Genomic DNA, 25,462 nt, shown 5'->3' with positions numbered 1-25,462 from the left:
GAACCACGCGGCCGACCCGCCCCTGTGTGGGTCGGCCGTTTCCGACACGATCCGGCCGGCGTTCGCCCGGCAGCGGCTGAAAGGGAAGCATGCAGAGTCCTACGGCCCCGCGAACCGCGCCTCTTCCGGTGTGGGGAGACAGCTCACGCCCCCGGCTGCGCACCGACGCCCTGTGGGTCCCGCACGAGGACGGCGCGTTCCTGCTGTGCAACGCCTCGTCCCTGACCATCCGGGGCAAGTCGTCGTACGAGCTGGTGAACAGGATCGCCCCGCATCTCGATGGGACCGTGGGGGTGGGCCGCCTCGTCGCAGGGCTGGCGCCGGCCGTCGCCGAGCAGGTCCGGGGTCTGCTGAAGCGCCTGGCCGATGCCGGATTCGTACGCGATGCGGGCCATGACCGTCCACACGGGCTCACGGATCAGGAACTGCGCGACTATGCGGGCGAGTTGGCGTTCATCGAGTACTTCCGCGACTCCCCCGCGGCACGCTACGAGACGTTCCGAGAGACCCCTGTGCTGTGCGTGGGGTCGGGGCTGGTCCTGGAGGGACTGGTGTGCGCCTTGCTCCAGCTCGGCAACCGCCGTCTGACGACGCTCCTTTCGGGCCCCTCGACGTCGACGGTTGAACTCGACGCGGCCCTTGAGCCCGCCCTGGCGACGGCACGAGAGCGGGACCCGGGCATCACCGTCCGCACGGCGCGGCTGCCGGCCGTCGGCGGCGTCGCCACGCAAGACGGCGGCACGGACGCCGAGTTGGCGAGCTTGCTGGGCGCGAGCGAGATCGTGCTGCACTTCGGCGACGACTTCGACCCGCACCTCGCCCACCGGATCGACGCCGCGAGCCGCCGAGCCGGGAAGAGGGTCCTGTACGGGGCCGTTCACGAGGACCACGTCTGGCTCGGGCCGCTGTGCGAGCCGGACGGGGGTGTGCGCGCTCCCGACCTGTGGGCCAGAACGGGCGTGACCGGGGCAGGGCGGCGCAGCGTGTTCCTCGCGGAACCCACCGCCCGGATCGTCGCGGCGCAGCTGGCTTTCGCCGCGTTCAAGGAGATCACCGGGATACCGGCCGACGACTTCAGGGAGCACGCGGTACGCGTCGACCTGGCGACCCTGGTCAGCGACGAGGTGAACCTGCGCGCCCTGGCCTTGCTCCCGACCGATCCGGCTGCCGAGGCGCCCACGACGGCTTCCGGCTGGACCGCCGCGCTGCCGCCGCCGGCGACCGAGAGCGCCTTGGCCTCCCGGGAGTTGAGCCGTCTGGTGGATGCGCGGGACGGGCTGATCAGAGATGTGGACGAGGGGATGCTCACTCAGATCCCGCTGCACCGCTGCCGAGCCACGGTCGCGCTGCCGCACGCTGAGCGAGGCGGCACATCGGACGCCGTACGCCTCGTCGCGGTGGAAGGGGACGGGCCCGACCTGCTGTCCGCACGGGTCGCCGCGGTCCTCGCGGCAGCGGAGAGCGCGGGGTGGGCGGCCCTGGCAGCGCAGGAAAAGGTGCCGGCCACCGACCTCGGCACCGGCGAGGCCGTGCCCCTTCCGGCCGGCCGCCTCGCCTCTTGGCAGGACGACTCCACGCCGATCGCCCTGGCTTCGGCGACGAGCCGCGACGAGGCCGTGGCGTGCGCGCTCGGCCGCCTCGCCGTACGGCTGCTGCGCGCGCCAACACCCGACCCGGTCACTCCGTGTTCCGCGCAGGGGCCCGAGGCGCCGCGCCTGCACAGCATCCTTGAGGCGGCCGGACACCATCCCGAGCTGAGCATCATGTGCGACCTCGGAGGATGGGCGGTCGTGCGAGCCGACTGCGGCGACGGGCCGGTGGGCGTCGGCAGCGCCTCCGACGTGGCTGCCGCCGGTACGGACGCACTGTACGACGCGGTACGAGCACTCCAGGAGGACGTCTTCCGGGAGCCGTTACGGCCCGCGCCCATCGACCTGGCGACTGGCGCCCCGCACTTCACGGCACCCACAGCGCCGACCGGGCCGACAGGGCAGGCGGCGACCGTCGTGTCCCGCGCCGCACAGTGGCTGCGGGCCTGGCTGCCGCCCACGACACGGCTGCTCGCCCTGACCCCGCAGCCGCACCCGGCCCTGCGTGCGGTCGGGCGCACCCACTGCGCCGCGGTCGTCCTGGCACCCGCCCCGGGCGAGGAGACGCGGTGACGGCGACGCGGCAGCCGATGACCCCGGTGATCCATGAGCTGGCCGGTCCGCCCAGTGACCAGGAGGTCCAGCTCATCGAGGCGCGGACGGCGGCGGGCACCACCGTCGTCCCGCTGTGGTGGGAGCCGGGCCGCATCGTGGTGGGCCCCGTCCTGGCGCCGGGCCGGACGGGCTGTCTGCGCTGCTTCGTCACCCGGCGCACGGGCTGCCGGCCCGAGGCGTACCCCCGGATCGCGGACCGTGCGCGCGACGGCTCCGTGCGCTTCGCCGACCGGCACGCACTCCTGCCCGCCCTGAGCCACGCCCTCGTCGAGCAGTGCCTGGCCCTCGACACCCGCGAACTCCCCCCGCACCGGGCGTTCCTCACGCTCGAACTGCGCGATCTCACCGTGACCCCCGGGCGTTTCCTGCCGGACCCGCTGTGCCCCGTCTGCTCGGACCTGCCCGAGGACGCGCCGCTCGTGGCGGACGCATTCGACATGCCGCTGCCCAAGAAGGCTCCCGAGAACTACCGCGGCAGCGACCTGCTTGCGTCATCGGACCGGCTGCGCGCCCTGTACGTGGACGAGAACGCCGGTCTCGTACGCAGGCTGCGGCGCAGCGCCCACGGACTGTTCCCCTCCGCCACCGCGCCGACCGGACTGCGGGTGACCACCTCGCAGGAGATCGGCTTCGGCCGGCAGACCACCTACCTGGCTGCCGAGATGACCGCGCTGACCGAAGGGCTCGAACGGTCGGCGGGCGTGCAGCCGAGCGGCCGCCGCACCGATGTGCACGGCAGCTGGGTCCAGTTGCGCGCGGATGCCGTCGATCCCCGGCGCTTCGGGCTGCACGATCCCGAGCAATATCTGATCGAGGGCTTCCCGTTCCAGGAGTTCGGCGAAGACCTCGAATTGTCCTGGGTCTGGGCCCGTTCTCTCGGCCAGGACCGCGCCGTGCTCGTACCGGAGTGTCTCGCCTACTACGAGCCGCTCTACCGCCCGACACCACGGCCCGCTCTCGCGTACGAGATCTCCAATGGCTGTGCGCTGGGGGCGAGTCTGCCGGAGGCCGCGCTGTACGGGGTCTTCGAGATCGCCGAGCGCGACGCCTTCCTGCTGACGTGGTACAGCCGCATCGCCCCCGTCGAGGTCACCCTCGACCCGCGCAGGGACACCGAGCTGGCGCTGATGGTGGAGCGTATCGAGTGGCTGAGCGGCTACCGCATCAGGCTCTACGACATCACCAACGACCTCGGCATTCCGGCCGTGTGGGTCCTCGCCGTGGACGAGCGGGAGCGGGCGGGCCAGCCGCGGGCCCTGTGTGCGGGCGGCGCACATCTGGACCTGGGCAAGGCGTTCCGCTCCGCACTGCTGGAACTGGCGCCCTTCACCGCGGAGTTCCCGCCCGCGTACCGCTCCCACCGGCACCTCATCGCCGGGATGCTGCAGGACCCGGGCAAGGTGCGGCACATGGAGGACCACCGCATGCTGTACTGCGCGCCGGAAGCCTTCGAACGCCTTGAGTTCCTGCTCAGTCCACGGGCGCGGATGTCCCTCGCCCAGGCGCAGGACTTGCACCTCCCGGCCGACCGGCACACCGATCTGCGCGATGACCTCGCCGATGTCACAGGGCGCGTCACAAAGGCCGGGCTCGACGTGCTGGTGGTCGACCAGACCAATGCCGACCAGCGACTCGGCGGGTTCCGTTGCGCCAAGGTGCTCGTCCCGGGGGCCATCCCGATGACCTTCGGCCACTGGGCACGGCGGCTGAACGGGCTCGACCGGCTGCTGCATGCCCCGGTGGCCCTGGGCCGATCCGCGGCGCCGTTGAGCCGGGCCGACCTCAATCCGCATCCGCATCCGTTCCCGTGAGCACCGAGCCGAGCACAAGCGCCGCCGAGCGGTACGCGGAGCTGACCTTCGACCGCATGCAGTCCGCGGTGCCCCGCGGACTGCCGGCCGAACCGCCGCCGTGGGTCAGGGTGCCCCGCGCCACCGAGTGGGTGCGGCGACTGCCGCCGGTGGCGCGCTCCCCGTTGGTCGACTGGACGCCGTCGCCCGCCGAGGCACGTGATCCGGGGGCAGGTGCGACGCTCGACCTGCCGGCACTCACCGCGCTGCTGTCGCTCGGCGCGGGCGTCTCCTGCGTGGAGTTCGGGCCCCAGTCGTCGTGGCGCCACCACCGCATGGCCCCGTCGGCGCGCTGCGTCTTCCCCTGCTCGGTGTGGGTCGTCGGCCAGGGAGACGATGCAGACGAGCCGGACATCGCCCGCTACCACCCCGAACACCAGCACCTGCGCAGCCGGACCCCGTTCAAGCACAGCCGCTGGACCAGGATCCGGTGCGCGGTGTCCGCCGCGCCCGGCACCACCGGTGCGCACTACGGCGACTACGCCTATCGGCTGGTCTGCCAAGAGGCCGGGCTACTGACCGGCGCGCTGCTCCTGGCCGCCCGCTCCTTGGGGGTGCGGGCGGCGCCGGACCTCGCTCATCACCCGTACGCGATCGAGCAGTTGCTGTCACTCGACGGACAGCACGAGTGCGCGTTCACGCTGATCGAGCTGACCGGAGCGGTGACCGAGGTGATCTTCCGGGCACCGGACCTTCCGGCACCTGCCGTACGGCGCCCCTGCGCGGCGCTCGGCGAGCTGGGTGCCCTCTCCTCAGCGGCGCACCGCGCGTTCGCCGGCGCACCGCCCCGCCGGACGCCGGCAGCCGGCACCTCCACCGAATCCTCGGAGCCCGACTGCACCTCCCCCTCCCCGCCACGGGTCCCCTGGCAACGCTTGCGCGCCGCTCGGGACTCCGGCGACCCGGGGTTCGTCCCCGCCCCCCGCCCCATCGACGCCGGGACCCTGCATCGCCTCTGCATCGTCGCCCTCACCACCGCCTTTCCCGGCCTGTGGCACGGACTGCCACAACCCACGCTGCTCGTCGCACGGCGCGAGGTGACCGGCGCGGAGCTCGGCCTGTTCCGCCACGACCAACCCGACCACCGGCTCCTGCCCCGCACCTCCCTCAACTCCTTTCTCCGGCGCTGCCAGATGGTGGCGTCGACCAACGCACACCAAGCTCCGGCGACCGTGTTCGTCGTGGCCGACCTCGATGACTGGCTCCGGCACGACGCGGCGCGGGCCTACACCGAACTGCATCTGCGCACAGGGGAGGCCGCACTGCGCCTGCTGATGGCCGCGAGCGCGGAGGGCCTGGTGGCACGCGTGCACAACGGGTTCCTCACCGAGCCCGTACGCGACGTGTGCGGCCCCGGCCGCTGGGTCGCCCCGTTCGCCGTACTCCTGAGCGAACGGCGCCCCTCGGCGCGGTACCGCTTCGTCCTGGAAGGAGGAATGTGACGAGCACGGTGAAAGGACCCGCGAACGCGCGGGGCACGTCCCCGTCGGACACACCCAGGTGCATGACGTACGTCGTGCGCGTCCCCGCGTTCCCCACCGAGACGGTGGACGCGCTGCGCTCCCCCCGCGCCGCCACCGGACTGCGGCGGTGCCGGGACGCGGACGACGCAGTACGGCTCCAGGCCGCGCGCTGCTCGGACATCCTGTACGACGCGGTCGCCGACCTGCCTCCGGGCCGCGATCGCAGCGCGCTCCTCGATCTGCGCCGCTCCCTGCACAACGGACGCGCCGCGCGTGCCCGGCGTCTCGCGGAGAAGCTGGCCCCCGTGCTGCCGTCTGCGGCGGAGCGGGCCGTGCGGGAATGGGACCGGCTCCTGGCGGAGGCCGAGCTCGTACGCCGGGCGACCGAGGAGACGTGGAACAGCGAGATGAACCGCACCGGGGCCGCCGCTGTGCGCACCGCGCTCCTGCCCGCGATCGGTCTCGAACTGCGCCGCTCCGACTCACCGTTGACCGCGGCGCTCGAGCGGGCGGAGGCGGACCTTCGGCGGGGAACGGCACCGGACATGGACACAGCTCTGAGCGCGTACGCCTTCGTGATGCGCGCGTGTCTCAAGAGCACACCCCGGGGGAGCCTCAGCGCCTGGGCGCACGGAGTGTTCCTGGACGAACCCGTCGCGGGCCCGACCGGTCCGCCGCAGTCCGCCGATCGCTGGGACGGCGGCCTCCGCCCGCGCGTGCAGCACGCCGAACTCAACGCCTTCATCACCCTGACTCTCCTGCGCCAGCTCTCCCCGGACACCCGTCTGGTGCTCAATCCGAGCCTGGTCGAGTCCGGCGGCGCCCTCTACGCGATCACCCCGAACTGCGATGCCGTACGACGTATCCGCGCCGATCCCGCCCTGCGCGAGCTGATCGCCGCCTGGCCGCCCGAGGGGCGGGGCGCCTCCGACGCAGCCCTAGCTCTGTTGGAGGTGACGGGATCCGGCCCGGCCCACGCCGAGCGGACCCTCACCCGGCTCGTCGACGCGGGCCTGCTCGTCAGCGCCGACTCGACGCCGCTCCACCACCCGGCCCCGCTACGCGCGACGGCGCGGCACGCGGGTGTCTCCGAGGACGCCGCCGCGATCCTCACCGAGGTAGCGGACGCCGCCGACGCCCTGACCGGCCCGGAGGCCGACACAGCCGTCCCTGCGCTTGCCCGTACCCTCAGCTCCCTCAGCCACCGCCTGTCCTGGCCCTCCCACGCCCTGCGCTACGGCGCCCCCGCCTACGCCGACACCGTCCTGACGGCCGGGCGGCTCACCCTCGACGCGGCGACGTGGGCACCCCTGCGCGATTCGCTGCGCACCGTCGCGGGCTGGATAGGCCACGCGGACCCCTGGTCGGCGCCGCGGAGGCGCGCCGAGGCCCATCTGGCCGGGGTGTTCGGCCCCGACCGCCCGGTTCCACTGGCGGTCGCGCTCCATGAGCTGGTACGCGCCGCGGGCAGCGGCGTGCCCGGCATGGAAGAACTGTGGAGCGACGAATTTCGGCTGCCCCCCGCCGACGATCCGGGGCTGGTAGGCCTGCGGAAGCTGCTGTCCTCCTCGCCGGTGACCGACGGAGTGCTGCGGATCGACACCCTCCCCCAGGCGCCCGCCCGGCCCGACAGCCTCACCACCCGGCTCGCGTTCTACGGACACCCCGTACGACAGGAAGGGCGGCCCCGGTTCGTCGTGAATTCCGTGGAGGACGGCTGCGGCCGTGCCGACGCGCACGTCCAGCGGATCCTGGACCGCATCGGCCTGAACACCGAACAGCGCCGCGCCTGGCCGGACGGTCTGCCGACGCCCCTGCGCGACACCGTGGACGTGGAAATCGGCGCGGTCGCGGACAGCAACGTCAACCTGAGAGTGCTCGGCGCGCTGCCGGAGCTGGCGGTCGCTCAAGGGACGTCCGCACAACCCCTCTCCACCGGCCGGGAGCGGATCGACGCACGGGAGTGCCATGTCGTCCTGGGCGAGGGGCGGATGGCCCTCACCCACCAGGGCAGGCGGCTGCGCGTCGTACCTCGCGGACGTATGGCCGACTTCCACTATCCACCCGTACTGCGCCTGCTCCTGCGCCTGTTCGGCCCGTCACCCGAACACCGCGTGCAGCCCGTCATCGCTCCCGAGGGACAGCTCACCGATGCGGGGTGCAGGGTGGTGCCGAGGGTGGAGCTGGGCGGTGTCGTGCTGCTGCGGCGCACCGTCATCGTCGAGTCGGAGCAGGTGCCCCGACGCGCCACGGGAGAGAGCCTGTTCGGCTACGCCGAGCGCATCGACGCCTGGCGTCACCACTGCTCCATTCCCGCCTGGTCATATCTGCGCGCCGTCAGCGGATCAGGCGACGACAAGCATCGCAAGCCCATGCCCGTCGATCTGAACTCGCCACTCGGCATGGTCCAGATCGACCGCATGACGCACCGCCGAGCGCGGCGCCTCCTCTTCCAGGAAGCGCTTCCGGACACGGCGCACGCGCCCATGGCGGACGACGGCAGCCGATGGCTCGCCGAGGTGGTGTGGGAGGTGACCCCGAGAAATGACGGACATGGCTGACGCGGCCGACATCGCTCCCGCAGCCGACGCCACTTCGGCGCGTACAGCGGCCAGTTGGCTGTCCGTGCACGTCTACGCGCACAGTGACCTCGACCGGCACATCGGGCAGCTTGCGGGATTTTTGCGGGACACCGCCGTCGAAGTCGACGCCTCGGCGTGGTTCTTCCTGCGCTACTGGGAAGGCGGGCCCCACCTGCGGCTCCGGGCGCTGTGCCGTACGCCCGGACAGCGCGACCGGGCCGGGAAGCTGCTCTGCACGGCCGCGCGACGGTGGGCCGGGGGCAACCCGGAGCAGCATCCGCTCGACGAGGCCGAGTACGCCGCGTCGTCGGCCTGGATCCGGAGCCGCGAGCAGACCGGCCGTCCCGCGGCGCCGCTGCTGCCCTCCCGTACGGTACGGGTCGAGGAGTTCACCGGCGGCTGGATGCCACGGGCACCCGCGTGCACCGGCCAGCCGCGGACACTGTCCTTCCTCTCCGCGTCCAGCAAGGTCGCGCTCCACCTGCATCTGCGCCACGGCTGGCAGACGCGGACCCGGCACGCCGTCGACACGCTGCGCTCCCTGCTGGCCGCACCGGCCCCCGCTGACTGCCCGCCGCTCCCCGCCGCCTTCGCGGAGTGGGCCGAACTCCTGGCGGGCCAGGAGGCTCCGGACGTGCGCCGCCGCGCCCGCCTCGCGCGGAACTCCGCATGGCCGGAACCGGATCGTGCCGCCACCACCATGGCTCGGTACTGCCTGGCCGTGCCACGCACGGACGGCACCGCACGAGCGCTGCTGCACGCCTGGCACACCCACTGCAACCGCCTGGGACTCAACCTGCTCGAGGAGGCAGCCGCGGCCCTCACGGCGCTGGCCCTGATGGACAAGGAGAACGGATGACCCGGCCGATCGATCCCGTCGTATGGCAGGACCACCGGCTCTACCACCGGACCGACCCGGACGGGCTGCTCACCCACCTCGTCGCGCCCCTGCTGCGGGACGCCGCACCGTACTGCCGTGCGCAGCACTTCTTCCGCGAGTGGCAGGGCGGCCCCAACATCCGCGTCGCCCTCCTGGTCGACAAGGAACACGCGGACCGCGTCGCCGAGCACCTGCGGGCCCACTGCCTCGACCATCTCGCGCGCTCACCACAGCCGGGACGGGACTTCACACCCCACCATGCCCCGCCCGGCGATCTGGGCGCGCGCGAGGGCGTCGTGGACGATCTGCCGCCGCAGCCCGACAACTCACTGCTGGCCGTGGAGCACCGGGACCGCTCCGAGCAGCTCGGCGGCCCGGCCGCCGTCGACCTGTTCGACCGTTTCCACGACCTGTCGACCGGCACCGCCCTGCGCACGCTCCGCCACTGGCAGGCACGGGCGGCCGCCGGGCACGGCAGCGACCGTGCCCGAGCCGCCGTCGTGCTCATGCTCCACGGCGCGATGCGCTTTCCCGGCTCCCTGCGTCTCGGCGCGATGTCGTACCGCTCGCATGTCGAGGGCGCCATCATGGAGTCCCCTCGCCCCGAGCAGCTCCGCCGCGAACTGGCCCGGTTCGCAGAACGCTGGACCCCTGCCCTGCGCCCGCTGGCCGAGCAGCTGCTCAACTCCCGGGATGCGCCCACGGAGGACGACCTGCCGGGAGTACGGACCTTCCTCGACGGCGTGGAGCTACTTGTGCCGCACGTCCGTGCGCTCCTTGCCGCCGACGAACTGCACCTCCCCCTGGCCGGCCGCAACGGCGAGACGACCTGGGACGAGGCGCTGCTGCGCCGCAGCACATTCCACCACTCTCTCCAGCGTGACCCCCGCTGGCTCACGGCGGCGGCCCAGGACCCGGTCCTACGACTGCACCGGGTCCTGATCAACTGGGGCTACCTGCACATGACCCGGCTCGGCGTCCTGCCCGCGCAGCGCCTCACCCTCTGCCACCTCGTCGCGGAACTGGCCGAACAGTACTCACAGATGCGGCCCTATCTCACCGCGGCGGCACGGGACTTGACCACCGGCGGCCCAGGAACGCTCGGGCTGCGTTACATACGGGAGCACCGCACCGGCAGTCACATCCCACAGGACGTCGACTGGTCGCGGCTACCCGCCGAAGGCCCCGACCGGGACGGGCGCGACCTGGTCCCCCTCACGCCACCGACCGCCCCGCTGGGCTCGGTGCTGCGACGCATCGCAGGGGTGTCGCGGTTACGGTGCGAGGCAGGTGCGCGCTCCGGCAGCGGGCACTCGCCCGGCCCCGTACACCGGGTGATCGCATCCGCGGGCCAGCGCTACCCCGCGGAACTGCACGTGCTGCCGGGGCAGTTGCTGCCTGAGGTGCCTACCGGCCGATACGAGCCCGCTCACCACGCCCTGGCGGTTCCGCCCGCCTCTGAGCACCCGCCCACGAGCGCCCCGCAAGCCCAGCTCGTCGTCGCGGTGACTCCCTGGCGGACCCGCTTCAAGTACGGGGAGTTCGCCTACCGGCTCCAGTCCATGGACGCCGGGGTCCTGGTCGGCCAGGCGCTCGCCGTGGCGGAGGCCGACGGGAGGCCGCTGCGGGTCCGCTACTGGTTCTCCGACGACGATCTCGACGAGCGGATCCAGGTGGACGGCACGCAGACGCGCAGCTATGCGAGGCTGACTCCCTGCGCTCCCGCCAGGTCCACAGCCTCGGTCTCGGACGCCACGCTCGCCACGCCCGCCACGCCCGGATTCCCGTACGTTGAGTCCCGGGGCGGGAGCTGGCCCACGGGCGATCGCGTCGAGGACGCCGCGCGCTCGCACCACTCGACGCCCACGACCGCCATCCCACCGCTCCTGCCCCGCCTGGCAGCCGGCGTACGGTCCTGGACCGACGTGCCCGCTCAGCCACGACGTCCCGACGCGTGGACGGCCCGACGCACGTCGATGGGCTTCGCCGCTCCCGGGGCTCTCGACATCGCCGAGTTCGGGCGCCTGTTGCAGCGCGCCTGCGCACCGTACGCATCGGACCTGCCCGGCGAAGTGCCGTTCTCCCAGACGGCGTTCGTCGCCGCGATCGGCGAGGTCGAGGGAATCACCCCCGGTGTGTACCTCGTCTTGGACGCGGGGAGGCGGCTCGGGCTCCTGCGGGCGGGTGATGTCCGCCCAGCTCTCCAGTACACCCTGAACAACGGAGTGTTCGACCTCCTGAACACCCCGCTGGTGCTGACCCTGCTCACCGACTACGAGGCCGCGCTGCCGCACTACGGCGACCGTTGGCTGCGGGTGCAGGGCATGGAGGCGGGCGTGGCGGTGCAGCGCTGCCATCTGTCAGCGGCGGCCGATGGGTTGGCGTGCCAGGCGCACTGCGGCTACGACCCGGACCGGCTGCTCGCCGTGCTGGATCTTGACGACCAACACCTGGATCCGATGATCCAGGTTCTGATCGGACGGTCCCGCCCACCGGGACTGCACCACGAGATCGCCCTGTTCTGAAGCCCGTACCACTCTGAAGCCCGTACCGCCCGAGGGCAACCCGACCGCCGCGCGCGCAACCGAAAGGCAGCCGTCATGGACCCCATAAGCGACAGGACCGAAACCCGAGCAGCCGAGTCGCGGTGCCCCGTGGACCCCGGCGCGCCGTTCGGCGGCGCCTTCCACGAAGCTCCGCAGGCGGTCCTCGCCTGGTTCCGCGAGCACCGGCCGGTGGCCGAGGTGGCACTGCCCAACGGGCTGCGAGCCTGGATGCTCACCCGTGACGAGGACGTGCGTGCCACGCTCGCCGACCCGCGGATGATTCACGACACCCGGCGCTTCCCCGAGACGTGGCAGGGTCTCGACTGGAACTCACCGGCAGGAGACATGATCTCCGCGTACGGGCGGAACCTGTCGAGCGCGGACACACCGGAGCACGACCTCTACCACTCGACCATCGCGGGAACATTCACGGCACGGCGTACGGAAGAGCTGCGGCCTCGCGTCCAGGAGGTCGTGGACACGCTCCTGGACGGGCTGTCCACGGACGAACCCGTCGACCTGCTGGGGCAGTTCGCCGTGCCGCTGTCCGTGGGGGTGATGGGCGAACTCGTCGGCGTGCCCGAGAACGACCGCCCGGACTTCCTGGACTTCGTACGCCGCACCGTGTCGATCGACGACACCCTGGACGTCGCCGGGATCCGGGCATCGGCCATGCGCACCTTCGAGTTGCTGACCGGCTACGTGGCACAACGCGCGAGCGAGCCGCACAAGGACCTGTTGGGAGAGGTCACCACGCAGATGCGGCAGCACGGCAGCTCCCACGAGGACGTGGTGACCGTGCTCTACCATCTGCTGGTCGCCGGCTTCGACACCACAGGGGCGTTCATCGGCAACATGGTGCAGGGCCTGCTCGACCAGCCGCAGCTGCTGGCATCAGTGCGCGAGGACCCGGCCCGACTGGCGTCGGCCGTCGAGGAGTTCCTCCGGTACGACGGTTCGGCACGGATGGGAGTGTGGCGCTTCGCCGCACAGGACGTGGAGGTGGGCGGGCAGCTCATCCCGGCCGGGAGCCTGGTGATGGTGTCGCTCGCCGCTGCCAACAGGGACCCGGCCAGGTTCGCAGACGCCGACCGGCTCGACCTGGAGCGCGACGACATCGGCGGCCACGTGGCCTTCGGTCGCGGTCGCCACCGCTGCACCGGAGCCGCCCTGGCCCGGCTGGAGACGGAGGTGGCGGTGGGCACCCTGGTCCGGCGGCACCCCCGGCTGCGCAGTGCCACCGACGAAACGCTGCGGCGACGGACCGTGGTCACCCTCAACGGCCTGCGCCGCCTGCCCGTGGTGCTGGGCTCACCCGTCGACTACTAATGCCGCTACAGCTTCAGGCAGGCGCGGGGTGGACGAGGTACCGACGCGCGACTCCGGGCTGCCCACCGCGCGGCTGGCGACTCTTCAGCCATTACGGTGCGTTGAGAAGACCGCAGCGAGACCACGGATTGCGTCGAGACCGCGAGGGAGAAGGGATGTCGGGGAGACTGCCCACGGACCGGGCCGAGGCACGTCTTCGGGGTGAGCTGAGCCGTGGGCAACAGCCCCTCGCCGAGGTCGACTTGGACGAGGCATGGCTCAGCTTCGTGCGCTTCGGCTCCCACCGCTTCGACACCGCGGACACGCCCGACGCAGATGGCCTTCTCTTCCAGTACGGGACGCACACCTTCGATGGGCCGCCCGTCTTCACGCTGGACCTTGCCCGCCAGTTCGAGGTCAACGACGCTTCCGGCGAGCACGATCACTACATCCAGCTCCACTGCGAACTTCGATACGAGCCCGTCCCGCAGCTTCGGGCTCTCGGGCACTTCGAGTCCTGGTTCTTCCACGATGCGGACGGCGAACTCAACCGCTGGGCCGACGATCTCGGCCGCCAGGAATTCTGGACGACGGTCCGTCATTTCCACCCCCAGGAAATCAGGGTCTACCAGGAACAAGTGTGATCAAGCCGCGCTGCGGCCTACTCTCCCCAGGGCCCATGTCGCGATATAGCGCTAGTCTTTCCTCTCGCGCCGCTGCCTGCGTCGCGCAAAGACGTTCGACAGGACCAGGACGGAAGTATGTCGGGAGAGATCTCGCCCACCGGCAAGGGCTCCGGCCACGACTCGTCGCCCGAGCTTAGGGCCTCTCATGCGGACCGGGACAAGGCAGTGGACGTGCTGCGCATCGCGGCGGGGGACGGCCTGCTGGCCGCGGACGAGTTGGACGAGCGCCTGGAAGCCGCCCTGTCGGCACGTACCGTCAGGGAGCTCACGGCGCTGACCGCCGACCTGCCGGCCGTGTCCCCTTCGGCCGGCACGGCCGTAGCGGAGGTCAAGGACGTACTCCAGATCAACGCGGTTCACAGTGGTGCGGTCAAACGCGAGGGCCGCTGGGTGGTGCCGCGGAGGCTGGAGCTGGCCACTGCGTGGTGTGAAGTGACGCTCGACTTCACTCAGGCAGTGATCACACAGGACACCTTGCGGATCGACGTGAACACGGCGGGCAAGAGGCTGACGTTGATCACCAAGCCAGGCATGGTGGTCGATACCGGCGCCTTGGCCCTCGTACACAGCAAGATCAAGATTCGTCAGGCTCCGGACGACGGGACTCCGATCACGCTGCGCGTGGAGCTGGTCGGCACGACGATGCACGGCCGCGTCGTGGTTCGGCCCCCGCGGCGGACGTTCGGACAGTGGCTGCTGCGCAAGCGCGCCTCACTGCCTGCGGGCGATTGACTCCAGAGTCCATCATCGGGATCCGTCGGCGACGGTACGGACGGTACGAGCGGTACGAGCGGGGCTCAGCGATCAAACTGCGACGAAGAGCAGGTCCACCACGAAGACGAGTGTCGAGCCCGCCGGGATCAACGGCGAGGGTGACTGGTTGCCGTAGCCGAGGCGCGGGGGAACGATGATCTGGCGCCGGCCGCCGACCTTCATCCCCCTGACCCCGCGGTCCCACCCCTTGATGACCTTGCCACCACCCACGGCGAACTTGAACGGCTGACCCCGGTCCCAAGAGGCGTCGAATTCCTTGCCGGACTCGAAGGTGACCCCGACGTAATGAACCCGGACAACCCTGCCCGGCTTCGCCTCGAGCCCGTCCCCCACGACGAGGTCGCGGACTGTCAGTTCGGTGGGAGCATCACCCGCCGGAAGGTCGATCTCGGGCTTCGTCAGTTCACTCATTGCAGCCTCTTCCTCTCGCCGCCGGAAGCCTCAAACAGACCAACCGGGCACACGGTCACTCTAAGCGGAGATCACCATGCCGTCGTGAACGTTGTTCAGGGGACCAGCGGCATGGTGACGGCCTGCAAGGATCGAAGGTTGGCGGTCAGGAAGTCGTCGAACGTGCGCGGTGGTCCGTCCCCTGGCACCGTATGACCGCCCTGGATCCGACGCCGGCGCCCCGGCCCGTCGCTGAAAGCGACCCCGCCTCCCGCCGCCGGCCCTGAGCCGTCCACCGGGCGTGCCGCATACAGGAGACATCATGACCGTCGACAAACAACTGTCAGAACCCGTCGACGCGAGCCGCACCGACCCAGCGGTGATAGGCGTCTACATCGACGTTGCTGCCGCACACGATGGTGACGACGTGTCGGCCCGCGAAGCGGTCACGGTCTTCGAGGATTGCCGCGATGCCGAGCGCGGCCGATGGTTCGACGACGAGGCCGGCGCGGTCGAGGAGCATCCGCATACCGGCGATGATCGACGCCTCCTCGACCACGACGGCGTCGTCAGCGACCAGCAGGAGGTCGTCCAGGACTGCCGGGATGGGGCGCCGGCCCGCGACGCCGTCAGCAATGGTGTCGATCAAGTCGGTGGTGACGACACGTCGTTGGTGCCACGAGCGCGTCATCGCCGGTGCGCCCAGCGGCTGGACACAGATCACCTCGACTTCGGGTGCGAAGGCCTTCACCACATGACCGATGCCGGTGGCCAGCGCCCCGCCGCCGAGAGCGATCAGGACGGTGTCGAACGACGGCGCGGTGTCGACCAGTTCCAGGCCGATGGTCGCCGCTCCCTCGCAGGTCTCGATGTCCAGGCTGTCTTCGACCAGCCGGATGCCGTCGTACCGCGCGATGGCCGCGGCCCGCTCGCGAGCCAGCTCGTGGTCGCCGTCCACCAGCTCCAACCTTGCGCCCAACGCGCGGATACGGTCGAGCTTGGCCACCGTCGCAAAGCGGGATGCCACGACGGTCACGTCGAGCCCCCGGCCGCGACCGGACCAAGCGAGAGCTTGGCCGAGGTTGCCCGCGCTGGCGCACACCACGGCCCGCGAGGCATTGTCGGCGAGCCGGCTCGCGACTACCTCGGTGCCGCGTGCCTTGAAGCTGCGAACGGGGTTCGCTGTTTCGAGCTTGATGCTCACCGTGCACGCGAGGTCGTGCTCCAGCGCCTCGCAGCGGTACAGCGGAGTGTCGAGAAAAACTGGGTCAATTACCCGGCGAGCCGCCCGGATCCGAGCAGTGTCGAGGCGCGTCTTCTCCTGCACGACACAGCAGCGTAGCGCCACCGGCGTAGGTAATTGTCCATGCTGCGGATCTGTTCAGGTGGCTCAAGCGGCGCTGGCCTCGGGGCGCTCGACGGGCTGAACGCGTTCGAATGCAGTGGTTCTGCACACACGGTCGCCCACTGCAAGGTGCCCGCCCGCCGCGGCGGGCGGGCCCCTCGCGTTGCTGTGTTCGACTGTCAGACGATCGTGATCGTGATCGGCCCTGAGCTGCTCGTCAGGCCTGAAGGGCTCAGGCAGGCGGTGATATCCGTACTCAGCAGGGTGATGGTGGCGACGAGCTTGTGCCCCGCGTAGTCACCGGAGGTCACCGTTCCCGTGAGGAGCAGCACCGTCACGCCGTTGGGGCGCAGGGACAGGCCGCCGGTGAAAGCGAAGTGGGTGGTCGCGGCGCCGGCGTTGGCCCAGTCGATCGCACCGGTGCCTGACGAATTGCCCCCCAGGCAGTTGAGAGGGCCGCTGCCGGTGAACGACACCGCGCCCGAGGTGTGCTTGAGGTCGAGCGACACGCAGGGGCCTACGGCCCCGGTGGCGTTGAACGAGACGTTCGGCGCGGGAGTCGCCGGGTACTTAAGCCCCGGCGAGTACGTGGTGGACTCCGTACCCAGAGGGCACGTGACCAGGTCGACCGCCGCCTGGGCAGGAGCGGCGGCGGAGAGGGAGAGCCCTGCCGTCGCAAGGAGCAGGGCCGAAAGTGCGGCCGTGGCACGTGATTTGAGCGACATCCGTGACCTCCAGGGTCTGGGGAGGCATTCCGCTGCTGACGTGAGAGCCGTCTCCCACCGGTCCGGAGGGGAACGCCGTTGCTGTCAGCGCTGAAAGTAGCGCCGTCGGCAACATGAACACAGCTTGTGCGCAGGCTGTGTTGGTACGTTCCGCTCACACGGGCGCCTGAGGTTCGCACCGGGGCCCACGACCCACCCTCCTCGTGCCGGGACCACCCTCCCTTCGCGGCGCAGGCTCGCAGTGTGGGCCAAGGAGGACTCGGGCCATACTCTGAGTCCCGTCCGCGCTATTTAGGAGAGTCATGACAAGTAGGTTCACTGAGCTGGCCGTTGACTGCCACGATGCGGAGAGACTCGCGGCGTTTTGGTGCGAGGTCCTCGACTTCAAGGTGCTCGACGGGAGCGAGGGCAAGGTCGAGATCGGCTCTTGGGTGCCGACCATCGAGGATGTTCGGGCCCGCCAGATGCCGCCCACTCTGCTGTTCATCCAGGTGCCCGAGGGCAGGTCCGTGAAGAACCGGCTTCACCTCGACGTCAGCCCGATCGACGGCAGCACCGAGGACGAGGTGGCCAGGTTGCTCGACCTCGGTGCCACCAGGACGGATGTGGGCCAAGGCTCAGACCGAAACTGGGTGGTCATGGCTGACCCGGAGGGCAACGAGTTCTGCGTCCTTCGCACCCTGGCACCGCAGAACTAGGCAGTGCACCGGGGGGCGGCAGGGCACCGGTCACGCTCCCTGAGGGGCGGCCATGATGGTGCCAAGTAACAGCATCGACGAAGGCGGCGTGACATGGCCTATGGCTACATCGGTTCGATGAAGACCCAGCCCGGCAAGCGCGACGACGTGGTTGCGATCCTGCTCTCCGGAGCCGACGGTCTCCGCGAGTTCGGCTGCCGAAGCTACGTGGTGGGCCTGGCATCCGACGACCCGGACACGATCGTGGTGACGGAGGTCTGGGAATCTAAAGAGCACCACGACGCGTCCCTGCGGCTGCCCGAGGCAAAGGAAGCCATCGCTTCCGCAATGCCCATGCTCACCGGCGAGTTCACCAGTCGCGAGCTGGTCGTCGCCGGCGGCCTCGGCGTCGACGGCTGATGGATCACGACTTGAGCCCGCGGAAGATACCCCGCGACAGGGAGTGCGGCCCGGTAGTTCGTGGCGCGGCGTTGTCGGCGCGCAGGGCAATGCCACGCCGTTGCTCAAGCCGGTTGCTGCAGCGTTCGACGGCGTTGCGGAAGCGGTAGGCGCCGCGGTCCAGCCCAACCGACCGGCGGCCACGCGGGGCGCGGCGCTTCCGGTTGTGGCCTGCAGGTCGGCGGGTTCAGGGATGCCCGAAGACTTCAGTAGCTCTCCACCACCGCTCCCCCAGGCATGCGCCAGAACCCGTAGCGCGTCGGTAAAGCCACCGTGTGGCCGTGCGCCAGCCGGAAGGCCGGCGAGGATCGGTGCGTCAGAATCCGGTTCGTCGCCAACTCTCCTTGCATTCACGGCAGGTGAAATCCCTAGCGGAGTCGCCTACGCACCCGATACCCAGCATCGAGACGATAAGGAGCAGAGTATGACGTCCCGTCTGGGGTCACTGAACGAGTTCTGCTGGATGGACCTGAAAACCCGTGACAACGTCGATCGTCGTGCCGAAGCGGCGACGGTGAACGGTGCTCGCCTTGTCGTGCCTCCCTTCGACGCGGGCGACCAAGGCCGTGTGGCGGCATTGATCGATCCGGTCGGTGCAGCCTTCTCCCTGTGGCAACCACGCCGCTTCACCGGATGGAAGGTCCCTCGCATTGCGGGTGCTCCGCAGCGCATGATCCTGGCCTGCGATCAGCCTGACAAAGCCCGGCACTTCTACGGGCAGACCAATGGCACTCCCCCGACCAGCGCCGATTTCATCGCCACGCGTGGACCCGGGCCCTCTGCCCCGCAGTGGGAACTTGCGGTCGACGTCGATGATCTGGACAGCGTCGTCACTCGCGCACGCGACCACGGCCACGGCTCGGTCACCTGGTGCGAGGAGACCGATCGTCGCGTCGTGCGGTTGAGCAGCCCAGAAGGACTGACGTTCCAGGTTCGACGTCGAGGGCAGTGACTCAGCCACCCCCCTCACCCGAGCCCGTCACGGTCCTGAAGATCTCTCCGCCCCAGGGAGGGCACCCGCCCATGCAGTGCAACTGGTTGGGCGGGCTTCGCCAAGTACTGGACCGGCCAGGGCGGCCTGGACGTGCCCGAGCTGCCGCCGATTCCCCGGCGCGCCCGAGAACCGCGAGCCATTTGGTCACAGCCCAGGCAAGATGCGCTCTGTGAACCATGTTCTGTGCGGTCTCGCTGCCAATGCCGCCCTGCCGCCCGAGCTCGTCGACCAGCTGGTCGAGGTGGCAGACGCAGAGATTGCCGCGGACCTCGCTCGTCGTACGGACCTCAGCCATGCGCAGGCGGTTGCCCTGGCATCCCGCGTTGAGGAAAGCGCTGCATGGCTTGCGTACGAGGGCCATCTGACCATCGCCGACATCGATCCGGCCGCACAGCCGCACGCCGCCCTCGCCTTGCTCTGCGAGGGTGTTGGCAGCCCGCGATGGGCGCGCCTCTTCGCAGCGGATCCAGTCTTCGAGCGCCGGGAGAAGCTAGCTGCCTGTTCCAGCCTCCCCTCCGATGTGGTGAGGACGCTCGCCGCTGACGCGGACGTGCGGGTCGTCGCGGAGCTCGCCTTGTGGACTACGCCTGGAGTCGCAGCAAGGCTCGCGGGGCATCCGCACGCCGAGGTCCGTCGCGCGGCAGCGGCCAACCAGGCGACGCCCCCATCTCTGCTGGCGGCGCTGCTCACCGGCGAGGGCCTACCCTTGGCGCTGCGCTGCCGGGTCTGTGACCGTGAAGAGACACCGTTCGTGCACGACCCGCATTGCCCGCACAACGATTGCGATCTGCTGCCGGGTGACTCCTGCGACGGCAGTCATGAGTCCACCCTGCACGCAACACGGCGGATGGCACTGCAGAACCCGGCCACACCCACCGAGGCCGTCATCCGCTTCGTCAATCACCCTTCCGTGCTGCTTCGTTGGGCGCTGGCCTCTCGCTCCGATCTACCGTCGGAGGTATACGGACAGCTCGCCATGGACCCCGACCCTGGTGTCCGGGCCGATCTCGCCGAGAACCCCGCGATCGATGAGGCTTTGATGCGAGCCCTTTCCGCCGACCGTGGCCACGACGTGCAGCGTAGGCTCGCCCACAATCCGCGCGTGCCGCTCGACGTGCTCACCCGCCTGGCGAGGACCACCAAGATCGGCACAATCTTGCTGCCGCGGATTGCCGCCGCTTCTTGCGGCGAGGTTGCGGAGCTGGCCGAGTCGCCGGAGCCGGCCGCGCGGCTGCTCGTGGCTCAACGACGCGATCTGCCGACCGCGATCCGCGACGCGCTGGCCACCGACCCCGACGCGAAAGTGGTCAACTCCATCGCTTCGCACCCAGGCCTCTCCGAGGCGCAGTTGCGCGCCATGGTCGCCCGGCACGGAGTGCATGTCATTGCCATGGTGGCGGCCAATCCGGATGCGACTCCGGCTCTGTTGGAGGATCTGACCCGGCACGAACAGCCGCCGAAGAAGATGTTTCGCGCGGTCGCCCGGCACCGCAACGCAACGGGGCCGGCGCTGCAAAACTGCTTGGCAGACAAGCAGGCACGGCCCCTGGCCGCCAACCATCCGGCCCTTCCGCCGCACGTCATAGCGGAGCTGCTCACCTACACAGACTGGCAGGTGGCGGAAGCGGCAGCCGCCAACCCGTCGCTACCGTTCGCTGTGATGTCGGCTCTGGTGCCCCAGCTGTAGTCATCCGGCTCGCCAGACGAAACGCCCAGCCCTCTGCGGCCGGCCATCTTTACGGGCGGCGGGCCGCCGCACCTCCCTTGCGCTGGCGGCGGTGTGCTGCTGCGTCCCTGATCTCCTCAGTGGCCGCCCGGAAGGCAGGGGCGGCGTGAGCGAAGTAGTCGAAGAGAACGGCGCGTTGGTCCGGCGTGTATCGGCCGAGAACCTCGGCGATCTGGCGCCGGGCAGGCACGACCACCTTCTCGATCTGGTCGAGGGAGTCGGCCACCGGCTCGACGATGACCTTGCGTCGATCATCCGGATCGGCAGCCCGGCGGACGAAACCGGCTCGCTCCAGGCGGTCGATCAGGCGAGTGGCCGCCCCGGTGGTGAGACCGGTGCGGGCAGCCAAGTCTCCCGCGGTGAGCGTGCCTTCCAACGCGATCTGGCTGAGCGCATACCACTCGGAGGCGCTGAGCCCCACCGCTTCCGCCCCGGCCATGCCGTGGAGCCCCACAGCGTCGAGGTACTGACGGAAGATCAAGTGCTCATCTGCCAGCGTCAGGTCTGCCATGTCCCGGAGTACCCCTTGCGTAGTTAGCTGCACACATGCAGATAATGCCTATCTGCAATATCTGCATCAGTGTAACTACCTGGAGGACTGCATGTCCGTCACGGACGACCAGAATGCCGTCACCACAGTCATCACCTCGCTCATCGACGCCTGGCGACGCCACGACGCCGACGCGTACGGTGCGCAGTTCACGCAGGACGCCACCTACGTCACGTTCGTCGGCACGTACTACCAGGGGCGCCGCGACATCATCGACAGCCACCGGACGCTGTTCGCCAAGTTCCTCAAGGGCACTCAGCTCGCCGACGAGATCGTGGACATCCGCTTCTACGGCCCCGACACCGCCGTGATCACCGGCCGCGGCGACAGCTACAAGGGCCGCAAGCCCAAGAAGCTGACCAAGGTTCAGACTTACACCCTGGTCCGGGAGCAGGACGGCCAGTGGCGCATCGCCGCCTTTCACAACACCAAGCGCATGCCGCTCATGGAGGCCCTCTCCTTCAAGGCCGCCCCTGCTCTCGTCCCGGCATCCCAGAAGTGACCGAGGTAGCCACAGAAGTCCCGCACGGGCAGGCGCAAGCACACTCACACCGCCGCCGCTGACCGTAAGCTGCCTACCGATGCGATGGGCAAGGTCGCCTTCGAAGTCGTGGACTCCGACGGGGCATTGCGCACCGCGGTGCATGCATGGCCACCGGCCGCGTTCAGGACGCCGAACTCGAACGCCTCCTGAAACTCGGGGCGCACCCCGGATAACATCGGGCGGGCCGGCCGGGAGCAGTGGCCTGGTCGCTTCGCGATCCGCTGCCCGCCTGTGGCATCGCCGGTGTCTACCGCCCCTGCACGACGGGCGCACCCACCCGCGAAGCGAGTGACCCCGGGCCAGTCCACGCCGGCTGCAGCCACAGCCTGAACGGTCGTTGGCCTGTCGAAAGGACCTCATGTCAGCCGTTGTTGTTGTCGGTGCGGGAATCGTCGGCTCCTCGGTGGCCTACCACCTGGCCCGTCGGGGCGTCACGGTTACCCTGCTTGAGCAGGGGCCTGGACCGGCCACGGGGGTTACCGGAGACTCCTTCGCCTGGATCCGCAGCTCGGGAGGCCACTGGCCCGGCGGGGCGCAAGATCTCCGCGAGTACGTCCGGGCGGACTACCGACGCCTGGAGGGCGAACTGCCCGAGGTCTCCGTGCGCTGGACCGGCTCGCTGTCTTGGGCCGACTCACCGGCGCAGGGCCAACGGCCGGGTCCAGGCCAATTCCGTATCGGACGAAGTGACATCGCAGCCCTGGAGCCCAACCTCCGAGACCCACTCACCCCGGCCATCCACACCCCGAGCGACGCAGGCGTCGAACCAACGGCCATGACCCACGCACTCATCACAGCCGCCAAGGCTCACGGAGCAATCGTGCTCCATAACACCGCAGTCACCTCTTTGCAGGTGGCCGGCGGACGCGTGGAGGGAGTGCTGACCTCGACCGGACTCCACGCCGCCGCAACCGTCGTACTTGCTGCCGGAACCAACGTACCCACGCTCTGCGTGCCGCTAGCGGCCGACCTGGCCATTGCCGCTTCCCCGGCCACCCTCGCGCGGGTCACAGCACCGCCTGGCCTGGTCAAGACCATCGTGGCCAGACCGGATTTCGAGGTCCGTGAGGTACGGGACGGTGAGCTCTTGCTGGTCGTGCCGCACGTTGAAGGCTCGGCGGCAGCGCTTGCGCAGGCCGCTCAGGACGCGCTCCAGCAACTGAAGGAGGCTTTCCAGGGGAGCGACCAGTGCAGTCTGCTCGGCTACCGAACCGCCAGACGCCCCATGCCCGCTCACGGTCCCGTCATCGGATACGCGACACACGATCGGTCCGTCTACGTCGCCGTCATGCACTCCGCCATCACATTGGCGCCCACCGTCGGACGGCTCATCGCAGACGAACTCGTAACCGGCAGGCCCGTCCCCGAGCTGAAGCGGTGCCGTCCTCGCGGCCACTGACATCACTTCTCGACGACGTTCGTCGAGGAAATCGGAGCTCAGCCACTCCTCCCTTCATCAGCCGACAGGACCGCGCCTACGGACGGCCGTTGTTGAGCGCGACCGCAGATAGGCGGGGAGGTCTGCCTCCCTCCGCATCGGTGCTGGAGGCCGTGGCCCAAGCCCTGCACCTCGTCGCCGACCAGCGCCGCTACTTGTTCGGCCCGGCAGGCAAGGAGACTGCGAAGCCGCGCCGCCGGGCCCGGCAGACGGTGCAGCCCCAGCTGCGCAGGGTCCAGGACGACAGGGCCGCCACGCCAGCCATCGTGCGGCTTCGTTTCTCCGACCCGGCGATGCGCACCTTGTACGCCGACTGGAAAAGCGTCGCCCGTACTGCGGTCGCGCAATTGCGCATGGAAGCGGCGAAGTACCCGGACGATCCCCGACTGACGGCTTTGGTCGGCGAATTGTGCGTGCAGGACGAGGACTTCCGCCAGTTGTGGGCCGCCCACCATGTCGCCACGCTCAGCGTGGGCACGAAGGTTCTCCACCACCCGGTCGCCGGTGAGCTTTCCCTGGACTGGGACACGCTGACCGCCAGCACCGACCCCGACCAGCAGCTTGTCGTCTGGACCGCCGAAGTCGGCTCCCCTACCCACGACGGACTGCGCATCCTCGCTTCCTGGGCGGCCGACCGGTATCGGACTGCTGAGGCACCCACGGAATGAGGTCTGCACGCGCGCAGCGACAAGGGCGCGGACAATGCCAACCCCCAGGGGACGGCCAAGGGCAGCCAAGGCGGCAGCCCCGACGGAGGGACCTTCACCTTCTCCCGCTCAAGTCCCGCCAGGGCAGCCGTGATTCCGCAGTCCATGGAGTGGGGGTGAGCGTCGGATCTGTGGAAGGTTCAGGCGTCGGCAGGGGCGGTGGCGAAGCCAGCCGGGTCGAAGCCGGCCTCGGCGAGGACGTCGGCGGCGACTCCGCGACCGACTTGGGCGAGGCCGATCAGCAGGTCGTCGCAGTCGATGCGGTCGGAGCCCTTCTGCTCGGATCGCGCCTCCGCGATGTCGATGGCCTTGCGGGAGTACGGAGTCCAGGCGATCCGTTCAGCTGCCTGGGATGCCCCCATGCTCAGCCGCGTCTCGACGGACCGGTGGACCGTGTCCGGCGAGACGTCGGCCGCCTGCAGGAGTCGAGTGGCGCTGTTGTCCTGTCCGGTCAGCCCCCAGAGCAGGTGCTCGGTGCCGATGTAGTTGTTGCGGTGGTGCACTGCCGCCTGCTTGACGTGAACCATCGCCTCGCGGAGGCCGTCGGTCATGACCTCGGGGGTGTAGCGCTTGTGTGGGGCGTGGAAGCGTTGCTGGACCGCTTGCCGGGTCACGCCCAGGGCGGTGCCGATGTCGGTCCATGAGTTGCCGTGCATCCGGCAGTGTTCGACGTAGTCCTCGACCAGGTCGTCTGCCAAGGCCTGCAGCTGGCCTGCGAGTTGGGATGCGACGGTGAGCAAGGCGATCCAGTCGGGCTGCTCTTGTCCGCCGGGGCGGTGTGCGGTGTCGCACCTTCGGTCGACTTCCGCGATGAGATCGTCCAGGTCTGGAAGAGTCATGAGGCAAGTACGCCTTGACATTTCCCAACTGTCAAGACCTACTTGCCTCTTCTGTTCGAATTGCCCGACGGCGCGACCACCGCCACCCCCAAGCGCAGGGTGCACCGGGAGGCGGGCGATCGCTGCCGCGGGGGTGACCGCACGACCGTAAGTAGCTCCAGACTTGGCAGGGTGTCTGTTTCGGCCGCTGCTCCCCGGCTCGCTGCGGCCGCGTACGGCATCCATGCGGGCGCGCAGGGCGGGGCGCACCCGAAGACGGCTGGGCGGATCGTGTCCCCCGCCCAGCCTGTGTGCCATGACTCCCTTTGCTGCAGCCCTAGTTAGGGAGAGAACCTGTCTACAGCCACATGGTCTTGTCACCCTTCTTCGACTCGCAGCCGCGAAGCTCCTTCTGCGTGAACCGTTGCCCGTGGCAGTCGACCTCCTTGGGCTACCGGTGCAGAGCCCTAACGGCGGCAGGCCGCGCGAGGGCCCAGTGGTGCGCGTCGTGCAGGAATGCCTGCAGGCCGTGCTGTGGAACGGCACGGTCGGCCTGGCCCCGCTCGGACACGACCTGCCCACGGAGTTGGCCGTGGTCCCACTGATCGGCATGGTGCCGAGCCGAGTGGTGGCGGTGTGGAACGGAGGTGACACCAACCCGTTGATCCGTTCCTTCGCCGAGATCGCGACGGCCGCGTACCGCCACTGAGCACAGGTGACCGGTGCTTCCCGACCGTGGACGATGCGGACGCCGCGGCCCGCGGTAGCGCCTGCCGACGTGGCGCACATCTGCTGT

General features: G+C 69.9%; 20 protein-coding genes and 2 pseudogenes. 17 read left to right on the top strand and 5 right to left on the bottom strand.

Annotation, left to right across the window (positions count from 1 at the left end; all coding sequences use genetic code 11):
- Window positions 1-89: 89 nt before the first annotated feature.
- The 9 genes from ACIBCK_RS34700 (at window position 90) to ACIBCK_RS34660 (ending at window position 14,251) form a co-directional block, all read left to right on the top strand.
- Window positions 90-2,162: a hypothetical protein gene (locus ACIBCK_RS34700; protein ID WP_399396754.1), complete on the top strand. Its 2,073-nt coding sequence runs from the start codon at window positions 90-92 to the stop codon at window positions 2,160-2,162.
- Window positions 2,159-4,015: a TOMM precursor leader peptide-binding protein gene (locus ACIBCK_RS34695; RefSeq protein ID WP_399396752.1), complete on the top strand. Its 1,857-nt coding sequence runs from the start codon at window positions 2,159-2,161 to the stop codon at window positions 4,013-4,015. The genes ACIBCK_RS34700 and ACIBCK_RS34695 overlap by 4 nt, the downstream gene beginning before the upstream one ends.
- Complete coding sequence (locus ACIBCK_RS34690) at window positions 4,012-5,496, top strand: nitroreductase family protein (protein WP_399396751.1); 1,485 nt, start codon at window positions 4,012-4,014, stop codon at window positions 5,494-5,496. Before ACIBCK_RS34695 ends, ACIBCK_RS34690 begins: the two co-directional genes overlap by 4 nt.
- Window positions 5,497-5,558: 62 nt before the next feature.
- Window positions 5,559-8,078 (top strand): lantibiotic dehydratase, encoded by a 2,520-nt coding sequence (locus tag ACIBCK_RS34685; protein ID WP_399396750.1) that lies wholly within the window; start codon window positions 5,559-5,561, stop codon window positions 8,076-8,078.
- Window positions 8,062-8,958, top strand: coding sequence for a lantibiotic dehydratase C-terminal domain-containing protein (locus tag ACIBCK_RS34680; RefSeq protein ID WP_399396749.1), 897 nt, complete (start codon window positions 8,062-8,064; stop codon window positions 8,956-8,958). The genes ACIBCK_RS34685 and ACIBCK_RS34680 overlap by 17 nt, the downstream gene beginning before the upstream one ends.
- Window positions 8,955-11,504 carry a lantibiotic dehydratase C-terminal domain-containing protein gene (locus tag ACIBCK_RS34675; protein WP_399396748.1) on the top strand — a complete coding sequence of 850 codons (2,550 nt, stop codon included), beginning with the start codon at window positions 8,955-8,957 and terminating at the stop codon, window positions 11,502-11,504. The genes ACIBCK_RS34680 and ACIBCK_RS34675 overlap by 4 nt, the downstream gene beginning before the upstream one ends.
- A 75-nt stretch (window positions 11,505-11,579) precedes the next feature.
- Entirely contained in the window at window positions 11,580-12,854 is a 1,275-nt protein-coding gene (locus tag ACIBCK_RS34670) for a cytochrome P450 (RefSeq protein WP_399396746.1), read from the top strand.
- Window positions 12,855-13,009: 155 nt separating this feature from the next.
- Window positions 13,010-13,477, top strand: a complete 468-nt coding sequence (locus tag ACIBCK_RS34665) for a hypothetical protein (RefSeq protein WP_399396745.1) — start codon at window positions 13,010-13,012, stop codon at window positions 13,475-13,477.
- A gap of 117 nt (window positions 13,478-13,594) precedes the next feature.
- A complete protein-coding gene (locus ACIBCK_RS34660) occupies window positions 13,595-14,251 on the top strand; it encodes a DUF1707 domain-containing protein (RefSeq protein WP_399396744.1) in 657 nt (218 codons plus the stop codon).
- Between the two features lie 72 nt (window positions 14,252-14,323).
- Here ACIBCK_RS34660 and ACIBCK_RS34655 read toward each other — a convergent pair whose 3' ends face one another.
- The 3 genes from ACIBCK_RS34655 to ACIBCK_RS34645 all read right to left on the bottom strand — a co-directional run bounded on the left by ACIBCK_RS34655 (window position 14,324) and on the right by ACIBCK_RS34645 (window position 16,753).
- Window positions 14,324-14,704, bottom strand: coding sequence for an FKBP-type peptidyl-prolyl cis-trans isomerase (locus ACIBCK_RS34655; protein ID WP_399396743.1), 381 nt, complete (start codon window positions 14,702-14,704; stop codon window positions 14,324-14,326).
- A 322-nt stretch (window positions 14,705-15,026) separates the two neighbouring features.
- On the bottom strand, window positions 15,027-16,010 hold the full coding sequence (locus ACIBCK_RS34650; RefSeq protein WP_399396742.1) for a threonine/serine dehydratase: 984 nt from the start codon (window positions 16,008-16,010) through the stop codon (window positions 15,027-15,029).
- 197 nt (window positions 16,011-16,207) lie between these two features.
- Window positions 16,208-16,753 (bottom strand): hypothetical protein, encoded by a 546-nt coding sequence (locus ACIBCK_RS34645; protein ID WP_399396741.1) that lies wholly within the window; start codon window positions 16,751-16,753, stop codon window positions 16,208-16,210.
- Window positions 16,754-17,055: 302 nt separating this feature from the next.
- On the opposite strand from ACIBCK_RS34645, the gene ACIBCK_RS34640 reads away from it, so the two are divergent.
- From ACIBCK_RS34640 to ACIBCK_RS34625, 4 genes are all read left to right on the top strand, one after another.
- Complete coding sequence (locus tag ACIBCK_RS34640; RefSeq protein WP_399396739.1) at window positions 17,056-17,451, top strand: VOC family protein; 396 nt, start codon at window positions 17,056-17,058, stop codon at window positions 17,449-17,451.
- 93 nt (window positions 17,452-17,544) lie between these two features.
- Complete coding sequence (locus tag ACIBCK_RS34635; RefSeq protein ID WP_399396738.1) at window positions 17,545-17,850, top strand: putative quinol monooxygenase; 306 nt, start codon at window positions 17,545-17,547, stop codon at window positions 17,848-17,850.
- A 463-nt stretch (window positions 17,851-18,313) separates the two neighbouring features.
- On the top strand, window positions 18,314-18,841 hold the full coding sequence (locus tag ACIBCK_RS34630; RefSeq protein WP_399396737.1) for a VOC family protein: 528 nt from the start codon (window positions 18,314-18,316) through the stop codon (window positions 18,839-18,841).
- A 211-nt stretch (window positions 18,842-19,052) separates the two neighbouring features.
- Window positions 19,053-20,570 (top strand): hypothetical protein, encoded by a 1,518-nt coding sequence (locus tag ACIBCK_RS34625; RefSeq protein ID WP_399396736.1) that lies wholly within the window; start codon window positions 19,053-19,055, stop codon window positions 20,568-20,570.
- 49 nt (window positions 20,571-20,619) lie between these two features.
- On the opposite strand, the gene ACIBCK_RS34620 is transcribed toward ACIBCK_RS34625, so the two are convergent.
- Entirely contained in the window at window positions 20,620-21,120 is a 501-nt protein-coding gene (locus tag ACIBCK_RS34620) for a MarR family winged helix-turn-helix transcriptional regulator (RefSeq protein WP_399396735.1), read from the bottom strand.
- Between the two features lie 91 nt (window positions 21,121-21,211).
- On the opposite strand from ACIBCK_RS34620, the gene ACIBCK_RS34615 reads away from it, so the two are divergent.
- The 3 genes and pseudogenes from ACIBCK_RS34615 to ACIBCK_RS34605 form a co-directional block, all read left to right on the top strand.
- Window positions 21,212-21,661, top strand: coding sequence for an SgcJ/EcaC family oxidoreductase (locus tag ACIBCK_RS34615; protein WP_399396733.1), 450 nt, complete (start codon window positions 21,212-21,214; stop codon window positions 21,659-21,661).
- 400 nt (window positions 21,662-22,061) lie between these two features.
- Window positions 22,062-23,102, top strand: coding sequence for an NAD(P)/FAD-dependent oxidoreductase (locus ACIBCK_RS34610; protein ID WP_399396732.1), 1,041 nt, complete (start codon window positions 22,062-22,064; stop codon window positions 23,100-23,102).
- Between the two features lie 113 nt (window positions 23,103-23,215).
- Window positions 23,216-23,809 (top strand): annotated as a pseudogene (locus ACIBCK_RS34605) (transcriptional regulator); the annotation flags it as partial.
- Between the two features lie 179 nt (window positions 23,810-23,988).
- On the opposite strand, the gene ACIBCK_RS34600 reads toward ACIBCK_RS34605, so the two are convergent.
- A complete protein-coding gene (locus ACIBCK_RS34600) occupies window positions 23,989-24,687 on the bottom strand; it encodes a Clp protease N-terminal domain-containing protein (protein WP_399396731.1) in 699 nt (232 codons plus the stop codon).
- A 448-nt stretch (window positions 24,688-25,135) separates the two neighbouring features.
- Here ACIBCK_RS34600 and ACIBCK_RS34595 point away from each other — a divergent pair.
- Window positions 25,136-25,375: pseudogene (locus tag ACIBCK_RS34595) on the top strand (LysR family transcriptional regulator); the annotation flags it as partial.
- Window positions 25,376-25,462: the final 87 nt, after the last annotated feature.

It is taken from the genome of Streptomyces sp. NPDC051218, from assembly GCF_044455475.1.
Lineage (GTDB): Bacteria > Actinomycetota > Actinomycetes > Streptomycetales > Streptomycetaceae > Streptomyces.
The sequence above is the reverse complement of the archived record's forward strand: the minus strand, read 5'-3'. Positions and strand labels throughout refer to the sequence as shown.